Source organism: Pseudidiomarina mangrovi, from assembly GCF_003999375.1.
In the GTDB taxonomy this organism is placed as follows: domain Bacteria; phylum Pseudomonadota; class Gammaproteobacteria; order Enterobacterales; family Alteromonadaceae; genus Pseudidiomarina; species Pseudidiomarina mangrovi.
Genome location: NZ_RJLC01000017.1, coordinates 142,191 through 161,524, shown reverse-complemented (window position 1 = coordinate 161,524; position 19,334 = coordinate 142,191). Strand labels below are relative to the sequence as shown.

Sequence of the window (19,334 nt, the reverse complement as noted above, 5' to 3'; positions counted from 1 at the left end):
TGCTGTTGAATTACTAATATAGCGCCCGTTCAGCACGCTGAACAATCTGCAATACAGTGCGTCCGTAGCTCAGTTGGTTAGAGCACCACCTTGACATGGTGGGGGTCGGTAGTTCGAGTCTACTCGGACGCACCATCTTTTCTCAAGCGAACACACCACGATGATCAAAAAGCTAATATTCCCTGCACTCATGAGTTGCTACATGGCCTTTTTGATGACCGGCCTGATTACCTATATCAATACTGGTTTTGATGCTGCGTTTGGCTGGCGCTGGCTACAGGCGTTCTTGATTGCCTGGCCAATTGCTGGGGTGCTGGTGCTGTTAGGTGGTCAACGTATTTGTGCGTTGAGTGAGAGTATCGCCGCACGGCTGAAATAATACTTTCCAGAATATCACTTGACTCTGCGCTGAATCAGCGTAGAGTGAGCGGCGTTGGATAGAAACAGTCAATTAAATCGTCTCTACGTCGTGTTCTTAGTATTACATCTTCGTCCTGAGCTTTAAGTTTCATTTTTTACCCCGCACCATGCTATCGATAGCCTCCGCTATGATAGTAAATTTATCTTAATATTCAGGAATATGATTATGTCTACTACAGTAACTGGCGTTGTAAAATGGTTTAACGAAGCGAAAGGTTTTGGTTTTATTGAGCAACAAGGTGGCGCAGACGTATTTGCTCACTTCAGCGCCATTGCCAGCACCGGCTTCAAAACTTTGACCGAAGGTCAAAAAGTTTCGTTTACTATCACTAAAGGCCCTAAAGGCCCACAAGCTGAGAACATCGTTGCTATCTAATCGATAACAATCGCTTGTTTAACGTATCGAATAAAAAGCCGCTACAGTTTGTAGCGGCTTTTTTTATTACTTTAAGCGCATTATTAAACTTGTTCAGCCAGCACTACGTCGGCTATCCACATGCGAAATGAATCGCGACAAACTTTTAGCCACTCAATCACATGCTGCTCTGTCACGCCACCATCTAAGTCTAAATCAAGTTCCAGCACGGTATCGCCGTCATCGCTCATATAGCTGCGCGAATAGCGGACATTCTGATTCCACTGGTTGACCGTCTCTAAATTACCGCCACCATCGGTAAATACAGCTTTGAACATCAGATTGTTTTTTTCTCTGGAGATTAGAACAATCGACTTATAACCGTCGTGCATCCACACCAAGTCACCATCTTCATCGATGGTGTAGGCATAGCCTTGGCTCTTCAGTAATTGTTCCATTTGCTCAGTTGACGTTGTAGTAATCACAGCTGACTGATTACTTTGATTGCGTTCAACGGCGGCTGCTTGGGGGGTTGGCGTTGCTTGCGCGCAAGCACTAACAGCAACCACCATGCAGGATGCGATAACAGTACGTACGATACTGTGCATAGTAACTTCCTTCTTGTTCTATGATTTTAATTAACATGATTCTAACGTGCCGTCTAAGCATAACAAAAAGAGCGTATTGAGCCACCCCTATTATCGCTTAGACGAGTTAACTGCTGGTTATTTGAGCTTTGCGCGCGGTTTATATCGTCGCCACAACAACATGATGCCCGTTAAAGTGAATAACAAAGCCAACGCTGAGGTAGTAATTAACAGCGGATTATTGAAATTACTCCGCTCATCGTAATCCATGATGTGAAGCATCCACAGAAAATCAAACAGCCGCCACTGGTCGGTACGCACACGCTGCACTGCGCCGGTGGCTGGGTCTAAATAGAATACTGTGTTGTTGGCATCGGCAAAGCGCGCTTGCCACACCGGTGTCGGCAAATGCCGAACTTCCGCTGGCGCTTGCTGTAACAGCTGTACCTCAGCTAATTCGCCGTGACCCAAATAGCGCGCCTCCGCTGTGGCGGAAATCTCAGCCATCGATAGCGGCGCCAACAATTCTCCGCTTAGCGCACTATAGCGACTATCATGGTGCTGATCATGCACCTGATAAACCGGCGTTTGGCTGGCACCGACCACCCGCTCACTTAACATCAGTTGCGCATTAGCACTGTGCTTGCTAAGTATCTCGGCTGGCGTGACTATGGCCTGCCGCCAATCAACACTGGTAACACTACGCAAATGTTCGCCGCGAACCTCTTCTATCGGCAAAATAGCCATCACTAAACCACTGATAAACCATAGCGCGATCTGGATAACGAGCAATAAACCAAGCCAATTATGCAGTATGCGACACCAGCGATAAAACATGAATAATCCTCAAATTTGGGATGAGTCCCTACAGCGCTATGTTAAACTGCTTGGTAACAATCAGCACTGATGGTAGCTCAATGTCTTTTCAGATCCAATACAGTTATGCCGAGCAATTTGCCGAGGCCATTCAGCCTATTGTCGCCAGCGCTCAGCCAAGTCCTGCGAGCGATCCACAATGGCTGGCATTTAATCAACAACTGGCTACTGAATTGGGTATTCCTGCATGCTGGCAAATGACCACGCAAGGCTTACAACTGTATGCGGGTAATCAGCTGCCCGACTGCCTAAAACCCACCGCATTGGGTTATGCGGGGCATCAATTCGGTCACTTTGTCCCACGTTTAGGCGATGGCCGTGCTCTCTTGCTCGCTGAGTTAGCAACCCCCGCTGGCACTATTATCGATGTGCAACTGAAGGGCTCCGGGCCAACACCGTTTTCGCGCTCAGGTGATGGTCGTGCACCGCTGGGGCCAGTACTGCGCGAGTTTCTTGTGAGTGAGGCGATGCATTCCATGGGCATTGCCACTACCCGTGCACTCGCGGCAGTCAGCACCGGTGATTGGGTATATCGTGAGCAAGCGCTACCTGGAGCGGTACTGACTCGGGTGGCGAGTAGCCATTTACGCGTTGGCACGGCGCAATACATTGCCAGCTTTAACGATGACGCATTAACCCAGCAATTTGCTGATTATGTGCTTGCCCGGCATTACCCGGAGTGTGCCAACAGCGCACACCCCTACCAAGCGCTTTACAGCGCAGTGATTGAGCGCCAAGCCGCACTGATTGCACAGTGGATGAGTGTCGGTTTTATTCATGGTGTGATGAACACCGATAACATGACACTCAGCGGTGAAACCATTGATTATGGTCCGTGCGCCTTTATGGAACACTATGACCCCAATGCGGTATTTAGTGCCATTGACCGCGCTGGCCGCTATGCCTACAAAAATCAGCCGGCCATAGCGTTGTGGAATCTCGCTCGGTTAGGTGAAGCGTGGTTGCCATTAATGGCATCGGATAGTCAACAGGCGGTGCGGTGTGCTACTGAATTAGTGCAGCAATTCCCGCGTTGTTATGAGCAGCATTATTACGCGCTTATGGGCGCAAAAATCGGTATTACTGACATTCAGCCTGATGATCGCGATCTGATCGACCAGCTGCTACAGATCATGGCTGAGCAGCAACTTGATTACACCAATACCTTACGCTGGTTGGCTAACGGCGAGCTGGCGACTGAGACTACCCTGCGAGCATGGCAACAACGTTGGCTGCAACGTCTTAGCCACCAACCACTGCCATTGACAGCAGTTTATGCCGCGATGAATCAGCGCAATCCAGCAGTGATCCCACGCAATCATTGGGTGCAGGCGGCCATCAGCCAAACCCTTGAAAGTGGCGAGCTGACTGTGTTTAATGACCTCATGACGGTGTTACGCACGCCCTACGCTATGCCTACAACGGCACCGCAATACACCCAACCGGCCACAGCCGAACAGCGTGTGAGCAAAACCTTTTGTGGCACCTAAGCAGCGTTCTTACGAGCGGCGATTTTAAGGACTAACTATGTCGCATATTGATTCATTTCAGCATCGCCATGTCGGCAATCTGCTGGGGCGCTTCCCTATCTACCAAGCCCTAGAAGATATCAACGGTGACTTTCAAGCCCTGTCCGGTCAATTGATATTGGGCGGTGGCAGTGGCGAACACCCGGCTATGGTTATCAACGATGCAGCAGCCTGTGTCGCCGCATTATATTGGCTTGAAGATAACAGTGCTAAGGTCGCCGGCGTTCGTGACGACTTATGTTTTAGTTATGAGCGTGTGTTCACTTTTTACCAGTGGTTTATTGAAGACTTTCATCACTTTTTTATGTTCTGCGAATCTTCCCATCAGCAATGGCACTATGCCGATGAGGGGAGTTGCATCGAACAATGGCTGATGTGTCAAATTGGCGCACTGATCTACCAACACTGTCCCGAACTGCTGCCAAACTGGGCGAAACGTCAACGCGTTATTAGCAAAACCACCTTAGTTGCCTGCAGTGACATTGAATTAGCCAGCGATCAAAGTCACTAACAGGTTGATCAAATCGGTAATTCATGGAGTAATACAACCACCACTCATTACCTGATTTAATCAACTTAAATGGTCTATACAACTTTAACCAAAAAACGACTATTACTGGTCTTTGCAGGGCTCTTTGCCATTGCCACCAGCCAAGCTGACCCAGTGTCTTTTCAAACTGTGTTGAACAGTAGTGAACAAGCGCCTGTTGCCACTGAAACCTTGCGCTATGGCGAGCTCGCCGACCACTATGGTTTGTTATGGTTACCGCAGCAGACCACCCCAGCACCGCTAGTGGTGTTGGTACATGGTGGCTGTTGGTTGCAGAACTACGATGTGAACCACGTAGCTGCCGCCGCGGCGGCGCTACGCGATGATGGTTATGCAGTATGGGTGCCCGAATATCGCCGCGCTAGTGCTGAGCAAGCTGCATGGCCGCAGGCCTTAAATGATGTGGTGCAGGCTATCGACTTCATCAAAACGTCTAAACATCCGGCTATTGCTCGGCAAGCACCGTTACTGGTGGGACATTCGGCTGGCGGTCATTTAGCCCTTCTCGCCAGCAATAAAACCGCGGTCAAAGGTGTTGTTGGTTTGGCTGCTATCACCGATTTCAGCCGCTACGCTGAGGGCGATAGTGGCTGTCAGCAAGCAGCACGATGGTTGATTGGCGCTGCTGTTGATGAACCGCAAGCGGCCACACTTTACCAACAGGCAAACCCGCGCTTACAACCACTCACGGCCCCTATTGTGTTGTTAGCCAGTGCCGCGGATACCATTGTACCCTTGGCCCAAGCAGGTTATTTAGCCGATGCCGAGGTGGTGACCGTTGCTGATGCTGGGCACTTTGATTTTATCTACCCAGAGAGTGCCGCATGGCAGCAACTTCGTGCTACGTTAAAGGCTATTGCCAACGCAGCTGAAGCCACCAGCGTAGCAGCTAACCGTTAACAGCGAGCCCGTATGACTAGCCAGTTTTTTAAACCCAATGGGATGATTTATTTAGATGGTAACTCCCTCGGTATGTTACCGAATGCAGTCGCTGAGCGCGTCAATAACGTTGTTCAACAGCAATGGGGTAATGATCTGATCAACAGTTGGAATCAACATGACTGGATCAATTTGCCCCTCACCGTGGGTGATAAAATTGCCCGTCTGCTCGGCGCAGCGCCTGGTCAAGTGGTATGCTGTGACTCTATTTCACTGAATTTGTTCAAGGTCTTATCAGCGGCGTTACAGCTGCGTGAAGGTCGCAATACGGTGCTATCCACGGCGGATAATTTCCCGACCGATTTGTATATGGTGCAAGGCTTGCAACAGTTAGTTGGCGAGCAGCAGTGCCAGCTCAAATTAGTGGCTGAACAGCAACTTGTAGATGCCATTGATGAAACCACTGCGGTAGTTTTAGTCACTGAGGTGAACTTTCGCAGTGGTCAGCGGCTTGACCTTGCAACGCTGAGTCAGCTGGCCCATCAGCACGGTGCCCTGATCATCGCTGATCTCGCTCACAGTGCCGGCGCTATGGCGATTGAACTCGACCACTGGCAGGTCGATTTTGCGGTGGGCTGTACCTATAAATATTTGAATGCTGGCCCAGGTGCACCCGGCTTTGTTTATGTAGCCAAGCGCCACCATGATCAATTTCGCCAGCCGCTATATGGCTGGATGGGTCATGCCAATGCCTTTGAATTCGCTGCTGAGTATCGCCCAGCTGCGGGTATTCGTGCACTGCTAACCGGAACGCCAAGTATCATTGCCTTGGCTGCGGTGGATGCCGCGCTGACGGCCTTCGATGGGCATGATTTAGCGCAATTACATCAACAGGCTCTCGATTTAGCCGATCAGTTTGATAATGCCCTGCAACAGCATGATATTGCTGGCCAGTTTCAACGGCTAACGCCATTGACACGGCAGCAGCGTGGCTGTCAATTAAGTTACGCCCACCCCCAGGCCTACGCCATTTGTCAGGCACTCATAGCTGCCGGTGTGATCGCTGATTTTCGCGCACCGAACTATTTACGCTTCGGTTTTACGCCACTGTATTTGAGTGCCGTAGAAGTTGAGCAAGCAGCGCAAAAACTGGCAGAAATCATCCATCACAAACGCTATTTGGCAGCTGAATTCCAGCAGCGACGTGGTACGGTAACCTGAGGGCTAGTCAAGGTGGTCGGGTTTGATTACTATCGTGGTTAAACAGCCGTAGTCACCGACCACCAAACCATCAATCAGCCAGGATAGTCTTCGCATGGTAACTAATAATAACAATACCCATTCGTTGCTTGATATCACCAAAGCTGCCATACAGATGCTGCCGCGTATGCCTAACTTTCTGCGCGGGGTATGGCAATTGTCGCGGCCGAAAAAAACTGATTTCGGCTCTACCGCTGGTTTGCTGCAGCAGCAAGCGATGCGAAATCCACACGCGCTATTTCTGCATTACCATCAGCAGCGTTACAGCTATGGTGAGTTTAATACGTGGTGTAATCGCTTGGCGCGGCGACTGCAGGCCGAAGGCATTAAAAAAGGTGATTGTGTTGCGGTGATGATGGGCAATTGCCCACAGCTATTAGCCTGTGTCTTTGCTATCAATAAACTCGGCGCTGTCGCCGGCATGATGAACCCCAAGCAACGTGGTGCAGTGCTGGAACATAGCTTCGGTATTATTCAGCCCAAACTGCTCATTTATACTGCTGACTGCCAAGAGGCGCTCGATAGCTGCACGCTGAACGCGGCTATTACGGCGTTCGAATATCCGCAGCTTCATGTGCAAAGCACTGATTTGGATGATAGCAACTTAGCGGTTACCGATAGCATTCAACTGGGTGATATTTGTTACTACGTATTTACCTCGGGTACCACTGGCATGCCCAAGTCAGCGGCCTTAACCCATCTGCGCTGGGTCAAGGCAGGCATTGCTTTTGGTAGTATGTCGATGGCACTGAAACCCAGCGATGTGCAATATTGTGCCATGCCGCTCTATCACAATACCGCCCTATCGGTGTCGCTTAGCACCGCGATACGCTCGGGTTCAAGCGTGGTCCTCGCCGATAAATTTAGTGCCAGTAGCTTTTGGGATGACATTCGCCGTTATCAGTGTACGTGCTTTATTTATGTGGGGGAAATTTGTCGTTTTTTGCTCAATCAACCCGAACAAGCCACCGACCGAGACCATAAAGTGCGGGTGATCCTAGGCAATGGACTCCGTGCAGAAATTTGGGATGCCTTTCAGCAGCGTTTTGGCATTAAACGCATTTGTGAACTGTATGGCGCCAGCGAGGGCAATGTCGGTTTTGTTAATGCCTTCAATTTGAAACGCACCGTTGGTTTTTCGCCGATGAAGTATGCCATCGTGCAATTTGATATTGAGCGCGAACAACCGCTGGTCAACCCGCAAGGTCATATGCAGCGGGTCAATAAGGGTGACATTGGCCTGTTGATTACCGCGGTGACTGACAAAGCTCCATTTGATGGCTACACCAACAACCCCAACGCCAACTCGGCAAAACTCATGCATAACGTGTTTGCACAGGGTGACTGTTGGTTCAATACCGGTGACTTAGTGCGTGACCAAGGCTATCGCCATATTGGTTTTATTGACCGCGTTGGTGATACCTTTCGTTGGAAAGCTGAGAACGTTGCTACGACTGAGGTGGAGGCACAAATTCAGACTTTTGCTGATGTCGTTGAGGCAGTGGTTTACGGTGTTGAAGTACCGAATACTGATGGTCGAGCCGGCATGGCATCGCTGATTTTAGCGCACGGGCGGCGTTTTAACCCAAGCGCTTTTTATCAGCACTTAAAGCGCCAGTTGCCCGATTATGCGGTCCCCTTGTTTGTCCGTTTAGGCCAACAACACGAGGTTACCGGTACTTTTAAGATCATGAAAAGTGAACTTAAAAAGCAAGGCTTCCGGTTACGTCATGAGCAAGAAAAAATTTATGTACTGATTGACCGTACGCTTGGCTATCAACCCCTTGATGCTGACTTATTACAGCAAATCGAAAGCGGTAGCGTACGGTTTTAATCCGCTGTGCGCTATCGGGCGACTAGAAACAGTCGCCCGGTACGCGCACAAAGCCTTCCATCAATACCCGCGCGCTGCGGCTCATAATGGCTTTTTTGACCGTCCATTGACCATCAATAAGAGTCGCCTCTGCCCCTACCCGCAAGGTTCCTGACGGATGCCCGAACGTGACCGAGGTGCGATCACCACCACCGGCGGCTAAATTGACCAAGGTGCCCGGAATGGCCGCCGCAGTGCCAATTGCCACCGCTGCAGTGCCCATCATGGCATGATGCAATTTACCCATCGACATGGCCCGCACGTTCAAGTCAATCGCGGTTGCATCAACGCTCTTACCGCTGGAAGCTTGGTAGCTTGCCGCTGGTGCAACAAAGGCTATTTTCGGCGTATGCTGGCGGTTAGCGGCTTGCTCAAGATTACTAATCAAGCCCATTTTGAGAGCACCAATAGCACGTAGTTGCTCAAAAAAAGCCAGTGCTTGCGGGCTCTCATTAATAGCCCCTTGCAGTTCTGTGCCCTGATAGCCAATATCGCCAGCATTCACGAAAATAGTCGGGATGCCGGCATTGATTAAAGTTGCCGGAATGAGACCAAAACCGAGCTCGGAAAGATCCAGTTCATCAATCAGTTGCCCGGTTGGGAACATAGCACCACCGCCCTCACCGTCTTCGGCGGCTGGGTCAAGAAACTCAATCTGCACTTCAGCGGCCGGAAAGGTCACACCATCCAGTTCAAAGTCACCGGTTTCTTGCACCTCACCGTTGCTAATCGGCACATGAGCAATGATAGTCTTGGCAATATTGACCTGCCAAATCCGCACCGTACAAATGCCATTGTGCGGGATCTTGTCAGCGGCAACCAAACCGTTGCTAATGGCAAACGAGCCAACCGCCGCGGTTAAATTACCGCAGTTCCCGCTCCAATCAATAAATGGCTTATCAATAGCCACCTGACCAAACAGATAATCAACATCGTGATCGCTACGCTGACTAGCCGACAAGATCACCGTTTTACTGGTGCTAGAGGTTGCCCCACCCATACCATCGGTGTGTTTAGCGTATGGATCAGGGCTACCAATCACCCGCAATAATAGGGCATCACGGGCGGCGCCAGGCTGTTGTGCTGCTGCTGGCAAGTCTTGTAAGCGGAAGAACACGCCTTTAGAGGTACCGCCACGCATATAGGTGGCGGCGATCTTAATTTGGGCGACAGCAGTCATTACACCGCTCCTTCAAGGAAGTCCTGGGCAAAACGCTGCAACACTCCACCGGCGGTATAAATCGACAACTCTTCTTCGGTATCCAAGCGGCATTTCACCGGCACTTTGAGTTGCTCACCGTTGCGGCGGTTAATGACTAGCGTCAGTTCCGCGCCCGGCGTTGGTTGGCCCATCACATCGAACAGTTCGGTACCGTCGATGGCCAAGGTATTGCGCGTGGTACCGGCTTTAAACTCTAGCGGTAAAACGCCCATACCAATCAAGTTAGTGCGGTGAATACGTTCAAACCCTTCAGCGACGATGGCTTCAACGCCCGCTAACCGCACACCCTTGGCGGCCCAATCGCGCGATGACCCCTGCCCATAATCAGCACCTGCAACAATAATCAGCGGTTGCTTGCGGTTCATGTAGGTTTCAATGGCCTCCCACATGCGCATCACCTGACCTTCAGGTTCAACCCGGGCCAATGAGCCCTGCTTGACCTGGCCATTTTCCTGTACCATTTCATTCAGCAGCTTGGGGTTAGCAAAGGTTGCCCGTTGCGCCGTTAAGTGGTCACCACGGTGGGTTGCATAAGAGTTAAAGTCTTCTTCGGGTACCCCCATTTTGGCCAAGTACTCGCCGGCAGCGCTATCCGCCATAATGGCATTCGATGGCGACAGATGGTCGGTGGTAATGTTATCGCCGAGCACCGCTAGTGGGCGCATGCCTTTGAGCGTTGGTTCATTGGCCAGTGCGCCTTCCCAATAGGGTGGACGGCGAATATAGGTACTGGTCGGGCGCCAATCGTACAGTGGGCTAATGCTTTCACCATAGTCGACACTCAAGGCAAACATCGGGTCGTAAACTTTACGGAATTGCTCTGGCTTCACACTGGCCTTCACAATTGCGTCGATCTCAGCGTCACTCGGCCACAGGTCTTTTAAGGTGATTGGAGCACCATCAGCACTATAGCCTAACGGGTCTTTTTCGATATCAAAGCGAATGGTACCGGCTATGGCGTAGGCTACCACCAACGGTGGCGAAGCCAAAAAGGCTTGCTTGGCATACGGGTGAATACGGCCATCGAAGTTACGATTACCCGACAACACCGCCGTGGCATACAGGTCACGATCAATAATTTCTTGCTGAATGACCGGGTCAAGTGCCCCGCTCATGCCGTTACAGGTGGTACAGGCAAAGCCGACCACACCGAAGCCGAGCTGCTCTAACTCGCTCAGCAAATTGGCTTCTTCAAGGTACATTTTGACGGTTTTTGACCCCGGTGCTAATGAGGTTTTAACCCACGGTTTGCGTACTAAACCGAGCTTATTAGCATTGCGCGCCACTAAGCCGGCAGCAATCATATTGCGTGGGTTTGATGTATTGGTACAGCTAGTAATCGCGGCAATGATACAGGCGCCATCAGGCATTAAGCCATCATCACGTTGTTCCACCACACCGGCGATGCCACGAGCTTTTAACTCGGCTGCTGGTAACAATGCATGTGGATTTGATGGACCAGCCAAATTGCGCTGCACACTCGACAAATCAAACTTTAACACCCGCTCATACTGAGCATCGACCATGCCATCAGCCCATAGTCCGGTATGCTTGGCATACTGTTCAATTAACGCCACTTGGGCATCATCACGACCGGTTAAAGTTAAATAGTCGATGGTTTGCTGGTCGATATAAAACATCGCCGCGGTCGCACCGTATTCTGGTGTCATATTCGAAATAGTCGAGCGATCGCCCAAGCTAAGCTGATCGGCGCCACTACCAAAGAATTCGAGGTAGGCACCCACCACTTTCTGCTTACGCAAAAACTCGGTCAAGGCCAACACTAAGTCAGTACCCATGATACCTGGCTGTAACGAACCGGTGAGCTCTACCCCAATAATATCGGGCAAACGCATGTAAGAGGCGCGACCAAGCATTACACTCTCGGCTTCTAAACCACCTACACCTACCGAAATCACCCCGAGTGCATCGACCATAGGGGTATGGCTATCGGTGCCCACACAGGTATCAGGAAAGGCCACGTTGTCACGCACTTGAATCACGGGTGACATCTTCTCTAAGTTGATCTGATGCATAATGCCGTTACCCGGCGGGATCACATCAACGTTTTTGAAGGCCTTTTTCGTCCAGTTGATAAAGTGAAAGCGATCGTCGTTACGGCGATCTTCAATCGCCCGGTTCTTGTCAAACGCTTCTTTATCAAAGCCCGCATGCTCCACCGCCAATGAGTGGTCAACGATCAGCTGGGTCGGCACCACCGGGTTCACCTTGGCAGGATCACCGCCTTTTTCAGCGATGGCGTCGCGTAAACCGGCCAAATCGACCAGTGCCGTTTGCCCTAAAATGTCGTGACAGACCACCCGCGCCGGAAACCACGGAAAATCGAGGTCACGCTTGCGCTCAATTAATTGGCGTAGTGACGCCTCGAGCTTTTCTGGTTCACAGCGGCGCACGAGGTTCTCGGCCAACACCTTTGAGGTGTATGGCAATTGCTCGTAGGCACCGGCGGCAATGCTGTTCACCGCCTCGCGAGTGTCATAGTACATCAAGCTGGTGCCCGGTAAGGGCTTGCGATAGTTCTGATTCATCTTAACGCTCGCTTAGTGCTGGCACCGGACGCGGCTCTGGGCCGGTATAGTCGGCGCTGGGGCGAATGATACGGTTATTTGCACGTTGCTCTTTCACGTGTGCGGTCCAACCGGTTACTCGAGACATCACGAAAATTGGGGTGAATAGCTTGGTTGGAATACCCATAAAATGATATGCCGAGGCATGGAAAAAATCGGCGTTCGGAAACAGTTTTTTCTCACGCCACATGACTTCTTCACAACGCACTGATACGTCATACAAGCGGCTATCACCATACTCTTCGGCTAATTTTTTCGACCATTTTTTAATCACGTCATTGCGTGGATCAAATTCTTTATAAATGGCATGTCCAAAGCCCATGATCTTATCTTTGCGCGCCAGCATTCCCATCAAGGTTTGCTCGGCATGATCGGCCGATTGCATCGCTTCAATCAGTTCCATCGCTGCTTCGTTGGCGCCGCCGTGCAATGGTCCACGCAGTGACCCAATAGCACCGGTGACACAGGAATGAATGTCTGACAAGGTTGAGGCACAAACCCGCGCAGTAAAGGTTGAGGCGTTAAATTCATGCTCAGCATACAAAATCAACGAGGTATTCATAACCTCAGAATGCAACTGCGACGGCGCTTGGTCGTGCAGCATGTGCAAGAAGTGTGCACCAATTGAGTCATCGTTGGTTTCGGTGTTGATGCGCACGCCATCATGGCTGAACCGATACCAATACAACAGCACACTTGGGAACACCGCAAGCATACGCTCAATGGCATGATCGGCATCAGCAAAACTGCGCTCTGGCTCTAAGTTACCGAGCATTGAGCAACCGGTCCGTAACACATCCATTGGGTGAGCATCAGCAGGAATACGCTCAAGCACATCTTTGAGTGCTTGTGGTAAGCCCCGTAAGCCTTTTAACCGGGCTTTATAAGCCTGCAGTTGCGCTTGGTTTGGCAATTCGCCATGAGCAAGTAAATAAGCGACTTCTTCAAACTGTACTTTATCGGCTAATTCAGAAATGTCGTAACCACAATAGGTTAAACCGGTGCCACTTTTGCCAACGGTACATAACGCGGTTTGACCTGCTACTTGGCCACGTAAACCAGCGCCTGATAATACTTTTGCATCTGCCATGTTATCTCTCCATTAACTTCAATTATTTTTTAAATAGCGCGTCGAGCTTGGCTTCGAAGCTGTGATAGTTCAGATAATCGTATAATTCCATGCGCGTTTGCATGCTATCAATGACCGCTTTTTGGTCACCGTCGGCGAGCAAATGCTGATAGACGTTTTCCGCCGCTTTGTTCATGGCGCGAAAAGCACTCAATGGATACAGCACCATTTTCACCCCAACCTCGGCTAATTCAGCTTTGTTGAACAGTGGTGTGGCACCAAACTCAGTGATATTGGCGAGAACCGGCACGCTGAGTGCGCTGGTAAAGGCCTGATATTGCTCTAAGGTATGCACGGCTTCGGCAAAAATAGCGTCTGCTCCTGCCTCAACACAGGCTTGTGCGCGCTCAATCGCGGCGCTTAACCCTTCTTGCTGCAGCGCATCGGTGCGCGCCATGATAACAAATTGTGCGTCTGGACGCGCATCAACCGCCGCTTTCACGCGGTCAACCATTTCGGCTTGGCTGACAATTTCTTTATTTGGGCGATGACCACAACGTTTCTGCGCCACTTGATCTTCAATATGGAAGCCCGCCGCGCCAGCACGAGTCATTTCTTTGACCGTGCGGGCAATATTGAACGCCCCACCCCAGCCAGTATCTGCATCGACTAGGAGTGGTAATGAACTGGCGCCGGTAATACGACGAATGTCTTCACAGACATCATTGAGCGAGGTCATGCCTAAATCGGGTAAACCAAACGAGGCATTGGCCACACCCGCTCCCGATAAATACAGTGCTTTGTGACCAATACGTTCAGCCATCATAGCCGTATAGGCATTGATGGTACCCACCAGTTGTAATGGTTGTTCGCTGGCAATGGCCTGGCGTAATTTGGCACCGGCACTGATACCTGAAGTGTGATTATGCATGCGATTATTTCCCTAGCTGTTGCAAATGGTTTTCAATGTTGCGACGCGAGGCAGCAATGTGCCGCCGCATCAATAAATCCGCTAACTCACCGTCACGATTAGCGATCGCGGTTAAAATAGCTTTGTGTTCGTCAAAAGCGCGTGATACCCGTGGCCCGTTCATGCCTAATTGCACCCGATACATACGCACCAAGTAGTAGAGTTCGTCGCAAAGAATGTTAATCAGGTAGGGGTTATTACTGCCCTGAATAATGCGGTAATGAAAATCAACGTCGCCGGCTTCTTGATAATAACTCTCACCCTCACGAACCCGTTGTGTCGATAAGTGCAGATCCAACAACTGCTGCAACTCGTTGATGTCGCTGTCAGACATATGCTCAGCGGCTAAACGACACGCCAAGCCTTCTAGCTCTTCACGAATTTGATATAACGACGACAAACCCGCCACCGACAGCTTCACCACCCGAGCGCCAATATTCGGTAGCCGTTCAATCAGATGACAACGCTCCAGTCGAGCTAACGCCTCTCGCAGTGGTGCGCGGCTCAAATCAAAGCGCCGCGCCAGTTCGGGCTCAGAAATCTTAGTGCCTGGGGCAATCTCACCGGCTACGATAGCACGCTGAATTTCCAACAAAACGCGGTCGGCAGCGGTCATGGTAAAAGGTGGTTTGGTTGGCAACTGGGACATGCGTTTAGCCTCTTACAAAGTGTCGACATTTTAGACCAAAAAACAAGTCACATCAACAAAACAACAGCAAATTGTCGACAATGTGAGAATTGCTTGCGATCACAATCGTTTAGTTGTTGCAGCATGGAAAACGACCTGCTAACTATTACTGATAACCAGTACAAATAACGAGTACTGATAATGATTTAGCGATGCGGCGATAAAAGGACTTCAACATGAACGAAAAGCTCTGCCCATGCGGTTCTGAACTGACTTATGACGAATGCTGTGAAGTTTTTCACAGTGGTGAGCAATTACCGCAAACAGTCGAAGCATTAATGCGCTCGCGCTACAGCGCATTTGTTCTTGCTGATGATGATTACCTATTGGATACATGGCATCCGTCAACCAGTCCAGAGTATTTGGACCTATCGGATAACCCAGACTGGGTGCAATTACAGGTCATTTCCAGTGATCAAGACAATGACCAAGGGCGGGTGCATTTTCGTGCCTTTTATCGTGACGGCAAACAATTACAATGTTTTGAGGAGCGTTCTGAATTTCGCAAGGTCAATGGGCGTTGGCTTTATTTACGGGGCGACATTCAGTAATTCAGTACTTGCAACCTGGTCGCGACCCGCCTGTTTAACCTGATACAACACCTGGTCCGCTTGACCGATCAAATCGTCAACGTTATTGGCTGACTCGCTATCAGCGATACCAGCGCTAAAACTAAACTGTAAGCGATGCTCACCCAATTGATGCAGACTATGGCTGAATTCTACCCGCAAACGCTCTAGTTTTTGGCCTGCCTGTTTTGCTGTCGACGCCGGCATTAATAGGGCAAACTCATCACCGCCTAAACGTACCCAAATGTCACTGGTGCGTATACGTCGTTGCACAAACTCACTGAATTTAATTAACGCTTGGTCACCGCATTGGTGGCCAAATTGGTCGTTCAGCTCTTTAAAGTTATCAAGATCCATGAACGCTAAGGCTAAGGGCTCTTGATTACGCTGTGCACGAGCAAATTCAATGTGGATCTGTTCATCAAAATGACGGCGATTATAAATACCGGTCAGAGCATCGCGAATGGTCAATTGCAGCAGCTGCTCATCAGCACGCTCTTTTAGCAACAACACAAAGCCCAGACCGTTGAGCAGCATGATGATGAAATTCCACACCAGCATGAGCTGATTGGTAAGAACTGGAGTGACAAAGTTGTGACCATCAATCAGCACCGCATACCAAGCGCGCAGAATACAAATCACGAAGTGCAAATAATAGGTAACGATAATGACGTTGACGAAATTGGAGCTGATTCGATGCTGTTGCCGCCAACGCCATAACGTAGTAGCGCTGCAAAACGTAAACACGGCAAAATTGATAGCAGCGGTTGCGGCCCACCAATTTCCCCGTAGTGGTTCAGGTATAACAAAACCGGCAACAAATACCACTGAGCCGATCAACATGAGTAACACCGGCCAACGATAAATAGGCATACGCCCAGCATATAGTCGGTAGGCGGCAAACTCGAGGGCGAAGCCAAGGAATAAGAACAAATTCAAAGCGATTCGCACTACGGTGCTATCGAGGGCTACAGCGAGCATTACCCCTGCGGCACCGATGCCTTTGGCTAATTGAGCGCAGGTCCATAGGGTAACTGCTTGACGATCACTATATTGATGTTTGTTGAGATACAACAACCCGGCAATGACAAAATAGCCTAAAGCGAGCAGCGCGATGATAGTTAAAATATCGAGCTGCGCGCTAGGCATAATTAGAACACCTTATTGGGCTTATCGGAGGGCTGTGATGCTGGCACTTTTTCAGTCGAATTAGCATCTCCCCTTTCAATACAGGGTTTTTGACTAAAATCATAACGCATAAACACTTCGGCCAAGATTGCTTGCTCCATGAAATTGCGTTTTTCTGCTGGTGCAGGTAAACGAATAATCAAATGAATATCACCTGCGGTAGGAACTTGCAAGGTCACGCGCGGATCAACCGAGGGCACATCAATACTCCGCACATTGCTCATGCGCTGAATATAACTGCGCGCTTCTTCCAGATAATCAGCACAATAGCTTTGCGCCGTTTCCAAAAATGCCTGCTTGGCTAGGCGCCAGTTGTCCTCGCGCTTAAATGGGACGGTAAACACATGCAGCACATAATCGTGCGTATAACTCTCGTTAATCAGCGGTTCGGATACAAACATGGCGTTAGGTACCACAATCATCCGACCGGTTCGCTGGTGGGTTAATTTACCGGGCCCTACTTCAAGCAGTGTGGTGGTCAATAAGTTTTGATCAATCACATCACCACGAAAATCTTTAATTTGAATGCGATCACCAATAGCAAACGAGCGCGCACCAGACTTAATAATAGAACCGGTAACACACAGGATCAGTTCTTTCGTTGCCACCACTAGCGCGACCGCTATCGCAACAATGGATAATGCTAAAGTCCGCAACTCTTGTGCCCAGATTAGCGTTAAGCCAAGCAGCATCAGTAACAATAAAACATTGCGCATTTGCGCCAGCCAACGCCCGCGAAGTTCATTCGACTGTACCGAGCGGCGAATAAACTTCGATAACACAGCCCGAGCACTTAGCACCACGCCAATCAAAATCACTGAACTCAGTAATGGCCGCCAGATATCCTCGGGAATAGTAAAGTTGGCGAGCAATTGTTGGATAAATTCAGTCATGGCGACTCCTTAGTGCAGATGTCGCCATTGTCACATAATCGTCAAAAAAAAACACCGCTCGAAAGCGGTGTTTTATTGCTCTGATACGACGTTAAAAAATTACTGCATTGATGGTGGTAGAATCACCTTGTCAATTACATGAATGACACCGTTTTTGGCTTTGATATCAGCAGCAATCACATTGGCACCGCCAACGACTACACCATTGGTTGCATCAATGGATACTTCTTCGCCTTGCACCGTAGCAACGCTCAGAGTTTTACCTGCGATGGCGCTGCTAGGTACACGATCAGCTAACACGTGGTAGGTTAATACCGCTTGCAATGCTGCTTTATTTTCTGGCTTCAATAAGTTCTCAACAGTGCCTTCTGGCAATGCTGCGAAGGCATCATTAGTTGGTGCAAATACGGTGAACGGACCGTTACCTTGCAACGTTTCGACCAAACCAGCGGCTTGAACGGCAGCCACTAGGGTTGAGAACTGGCTGTCAGCAGACGCGATAGCTACAATATCTTTGGCATCTTTCATACCATGATTATGTGCCATAGCTGATGTTGATACGGCGGCCGCTAATACTAAACCTGAAATTAACTTGATTGCTCGTAACATACTGAACTCCTCGTTGGGTGAAATACGCTCTAAGCGTTTTGCCTAAAGTTCATCCTTTTACGCAGTTTTGTCGTAACTGGTTTAGATCTTTTTGTTAAGAAGTGTAAACTGCTTACTCTGCGCGATATTATTCATTTGATTTGAGGAACTCGAACCATGTTTCAGCGTTTTGCGTTAAGCATCAGCATGATTGCTCTTACTGTATTTACCTCTAACACTCTTGCCTGTGCTTGGCAGCTTGACAGCAGCACTGCTCGCCTAACCTTTGCTTCCGTAAAAAATGACCATATTGCCGAACTGCACCGATTCACTCAGCTTTCTGGCGCTTGGGCAGGTGACAATGTCAGTATCCGTATTCCGGTTAGTGGGCTTGATACCCTGATACCCATTCGTAACGAGCGCATGGCAAAGCATCTGTTTAACGCCGAGCAATTCCCACATATAGCAGTATCGGCGACGGTGCCGCCCAGCCAGCTCAGTAAATTGAAATTAGGCGATACGATTATTGTTGAATTGCCACTGACCTTGGAAATTGCCGGACAGCGTCTGCAACTACCAGCAACCGTGCAGATCACTAAAGCCGGCGATAAGCGCCTACTGGCAACAACAGTGCAGCCTATTATGATTGATACCAAAGCGGCTGGGCTCGACGTAGGCATCGAAACTCTACGAACTATTGCTGGCTTACAGAGCATAGACTTGGTGGTACCCGTCACCTTTAGTGTTGCGTTTACTCAGCCAGGCTAGTTATGACAGCCATCAGCATAAGACCGGCCATCCACAGCGACATTGCTGGTATTGCTGCACTTGAGCGCGCTTATTACGGTGACCATGGTTACCCAAGTGCGTTGTTTTACCAAGCATTACAGCAATGGCCGCAGGGGCTCTGGGTTGCCTCTGAGCAGCAACTAATAGGCTATCTCTTGGTGGCTCCTAGTGAACCACAACAACCGCATTGGCTGATGTCCATGTTAGTGGCACATGCGGCCCGTGGTCGTGGGGTTGGACACAAATTGTTACAGCATTTTTTAGCCACAGAATTGAACGTCAATCAGCTTCGTTTAACAGTTGCTGCTGACAATCATGCCGCCCAGCGCCTCTATCAGCAGTGTGGCTTTGAAAAAATTGATGACATAGCCGACTTTTTTGGTCCAGGTGAACATCGCTGGCTCTATGAATGGCAACGTTGACCCTAGGCTTCACCGCGTT

The 19,334-nt window shown here is 49.8% G+C and carries 20 protein-coding genes and 1 tRNA gene; 11 read left to right on the top strand and 10 right to left on the bottom strand.

Annotation, left to right across the window (positions count from 1 at the left end):
* The first annotated feature begins 58 nt into the window (after nucleotides 1–58).
* From EFO84_RS10060 to EFO84_RS10050, 3 genes are all read left to right on the top strand, one after another.
* Nucleotides 59–135: transfer RNA gene (locus EFO84_RS10060), tRNA-Val, on the top strand.
* A 25-nt stretch (nucleotides 136–160) separates the two neighbouring features.
* The gene (locus EFO84_RS10055; protein ID WP_127347932.1) at nucleotides 161–379 is read left to right on the top strand and encodes a DUF2798 domain-containing protein; all 219 of its coding nucleotides are present in this window, start codon (nucleotides 161–163) and stop codon (nucleotides 377–379) included.
* Nucleotides 380–586: 207 nt separating this feature from the next.
* Nucleotides 587–796 carry a cold-shock protein gene (locus EFO84_RS10050; RefSeq protein ID WP_127347931.1) on the top strand — a complete coding sequence of 70 codons (210 nt, stop codon included), beginning with the start codon at nucleotides 587–589 and terminating at the stop codon, nucleotides 794–796.
* Between the two features lie 83 nt (nucleotides 797–879).
* On the opposite strand, the gene EFO84_RS10045 is transcribed toward EFO84_RS10050, so the two are convergent.
* On the bottom strand, nucleotides 880–1,383 hold the full coding sequence (locus EFO84_RS10045) for a YbjN domain-containing protein (RefSeq protein ID WP_127347930.1): 504 nt from the start codon (nucleotides 1,381–1,383) through the stop codon (nucleotides 880–882).
* Between the two features lie 117 nt (nucleotides 1,384–1,500).
* Nucleotides 1,501–2,199, bottom strand: coding sequence for a PepSY domain-containing protein (locus EFO84_RS10040; protein WP_127347929.1), 699 nt, complete (start codon nucleotides 2,197–2,199; stop codon nucleotides 1,501–1,503).
* Between the two features lie 80 nt (nucleotides 2,200–2,279).
* On the opposite strand from EFO84_RS10040, the gene EFO84_RS10035 reads away from it, so the two are divergent.
* The 5 genes from EFO84_RS10035 (at nucleotide 2,280) to EFO84_RS10015 (ending at nucleotide 8,290) form a co-directional block, all read left to right on the top strand.
* The gene (locus EFO84_RS10035; RefSeq protein WP_127347928.1) at nucleotides 2,280–3,728 is read left to right on the top strand and encodes a protein adenylyltransferase SelO; all 1,449 of its coding nucleotides are present in this window, start codon (nucleotides 2,280–2,282) and stop codon (nucleotides 3,726–3,728) included.
* A gap of 37 nt (nucleotides 3,729–3,765) precedes the next feature.
* Nucleotides 3,766–4,278, top strand: coding sequence for a hypothetical protein (locus tag EFO84_RS10030; protein WP_127347927.1), 513 nt, complete (start codon nucleotides 3,766–3,768; stop codon nucleotides 4,276–4,278).
* A gap of 69 nt (nucleotides 4,279–4,347) precedes the next feature.
* Nucleotides 4,348–5,217, top strand: coding sequence for an alpha/beta hydrolase family protein (locus EFO84_RS10025; protein ID WP_127347926.1), 870 nt, complete (start codon nucleotides 4,348–4,350; stop codon nucleotides 5,215–5,217).
* Nucleotides 5,218–5,229: 12 nt separating this feature from the next.
* Nucleotides 5,230–6,417, top strand: a complete 1,188-nt coding sequence (kynU, locus tag EFO84_RS10020; protein WP_127347925.1) for a kynureninase — start codon at nucleotides 5,230–5,232, stop codon at nucleotides 6,415–6,417.
* Nucleotides 6,418–6,511: 94 nt separating this feature from the next.
* Nucleotides 6,512–8,290: a long-chain-acyl-CoA synthetase gene (locus tag EFO84_RS10015; protein WP_127347924.1), complete on the top strand. Its 1,779-nt coding sequence runs from the start codon at nucleotides 6,512–6,514 to the stop codon at nucleotides 8,288–8,290.
* A gap of 22 nt (nucleotides 8,291–8,312) precedes the next feature.
* On the opposite strand, the gene prpF is transcribed toward EFO84_RS10015, so the two are convergent.
* Genes prpF through EFO84_RS09990 form a run of 5 tightly spaced genes read right to left on the bottom strand, consistent with a single transcriptional unit; the run spans nucleotide 8,313 to nucleotide 14,827 of the window.
* Nucleotides 8,313–9,509: a 2-methylaconitate cis-trans isomerase PrpF gene (prpF, locus tag EFO84_RS10010; RefSeq protein WP_127347923.1), complete on the bottom strand. Its 1,197-nt coding sequence runs from the start codon at nucleotides 9,507–9,509 to the stop codon at nucleotides 8,313–8,315.
* Complete coding sequence (gene acnD, locus EFO84_RS10005; RefSeq protein ID WP_127347922.1) at nucleotides 9,509–12,100, bottom strand: Fe/S-dependent 2-methylisocitrate dehydratase AcnD; 2,592 nt, start codon at nucleotides 12,098–12,100, stop codon at nucleotides 9,509–9,511. Before acnD ends, prpF begins: the two co-directional genes overlap by 1 nt.
* Nucleotide 12,101: 1 nt before the next feature.
* On the bottom strand, nucleotides 12,102–13,229 hold the full coding sequence (gene prpC / locus EFO84_RS10000) for a bifunctional 2-methylcitrate synthase/citrate synthase (protein ID WP_127347921.1): 1,128 nt from the start codon (nucleotides 13,227–13,229) through the stop codon (nucleotides 12,102–12,104).
* 22 nt (nucleotides 13,230–13,251) lie between these two features.
* Nucleotides 13,252–14,118: a methylisocitrate lyase gene (gene prpB, locus EFO84_RS09995; protein WP_205701982.1), complete on the bottom strand. Its 867-nt coding sequence runs from the start codon at nucleotides 14,116–14,118 to the stop codon at nucleotides 13,252–13,254.
* Between the two features lie 25 nt (nucleotides 14,119–14,143).
* Nucleotides 14,144–14,827, bottom strand: a complete 684-nt coding sequence (locus EFO84_RS09990; RefSeq protein ID WP_127347919.1) for a GntR family transcriptional regulator — start codon at nucleotides 14,825–14,827, stop codon at nucleotides 14,144–14,146.
* Between the two features lie 215 nt (nucleotides 14,828–15,042).
* On the opposite strand from EFO84_RS09990, the gene EFO84_RS09985 reads away from it, so the two are divergent.
* Nucleotides 15,043–15,417 (top strand): YchJ family protein, encoded by a 375-nt coding sequence (locus EFO84_RS09985; protein WP_127347918.1) that lies wholly within the window; start codon nucleotides 15,043–15,045, stop codon nucleotides 15,415–15,417.
* Here the strand turns inward: EFO84_RS09985 and EFO84_RS09980 are convergent.
* The 3 genes from EFO84_RS09980 to EFO84_RS09970 all read right to left on the bottom strand — a co-directional run bounded on the left by EFO84_RS09980 (nucleotide 15,397) and on the right by EFO84_RS09970 (nucleotide 18,125).
* Entirely contained in the window at nucleotides 15,397–16,584 is a 1,188-nt protein-coding gene (locus tag EFO84_RS09980; RefSeq protein ID WP_127347917.1) for a GGDEF domain-containing protein, read from the bottom strand. The two genes, EFO84_RS09985 and EFO84_RS09980, sit on opposite strands and share 21 nt — an antisense overlap.
* Nucleotides 16,585–16,586: 2 nt before the next feature.
* Nucleotides 16,587–17,516 carry a mechanosensitive ion channel domain-containing protein gene (locus EFO84_RS09975; RefSeq protein WP_127347916.1) on the bottom strand — a complete coding sequence of 310 codons (930 nt, stop codon included), beginning with the start codon at nucleotides 17,514–17,516 and terminating at the stop codon, nucleotides 16,587–16,589.
* 99 nt (nucleotides 17,517–17,615) lie between these two features.
* On the bottom strand, nucleotides 17,616–18,125 hold the full coding sequence (locus EFO84_RS09970) for a fasciclin domain-containing protein (RefSeq protein ID WP_127347915.1): 510 nt from the start codon (nucleotides 18,123–18,125) through the stop codon (nucleotides 17,616–17,618).
* Nucleotides 18,126–18,281: 156 nt separating this feature from the next.
* Between EFO84_RS09970 and EFO84_RS09965 the strand changes: the two genes are divergently transcribed.
* Nucleotides 18,282–18,872 (top strand): YceI family protein, encoded by a 591-nt coding sequence (locus EFO84_RS09965; RefSeq protein ID WP_127347914.1) that lies wholly within the window; start codon nucleotides 18,282–18,284, stop codon nucleotides 18,870–18,872.
* 2 nt (nucleotides 18,873–18,874) lie between these two features.
* Complete coding sequence (locus EFO84_RS09960; RefSeq protein ID WP_127347913.1) at nucleotides 18,875–19,315, top strand: GNAT family N-acetyltransferase; 441 nt, start codon at nucleotides 18,875–18,877, stop codon at nucleotides 19,313–19,315.
* Nucleotides 19,316–19,334 lie beyond the last annotated feature (19 nt).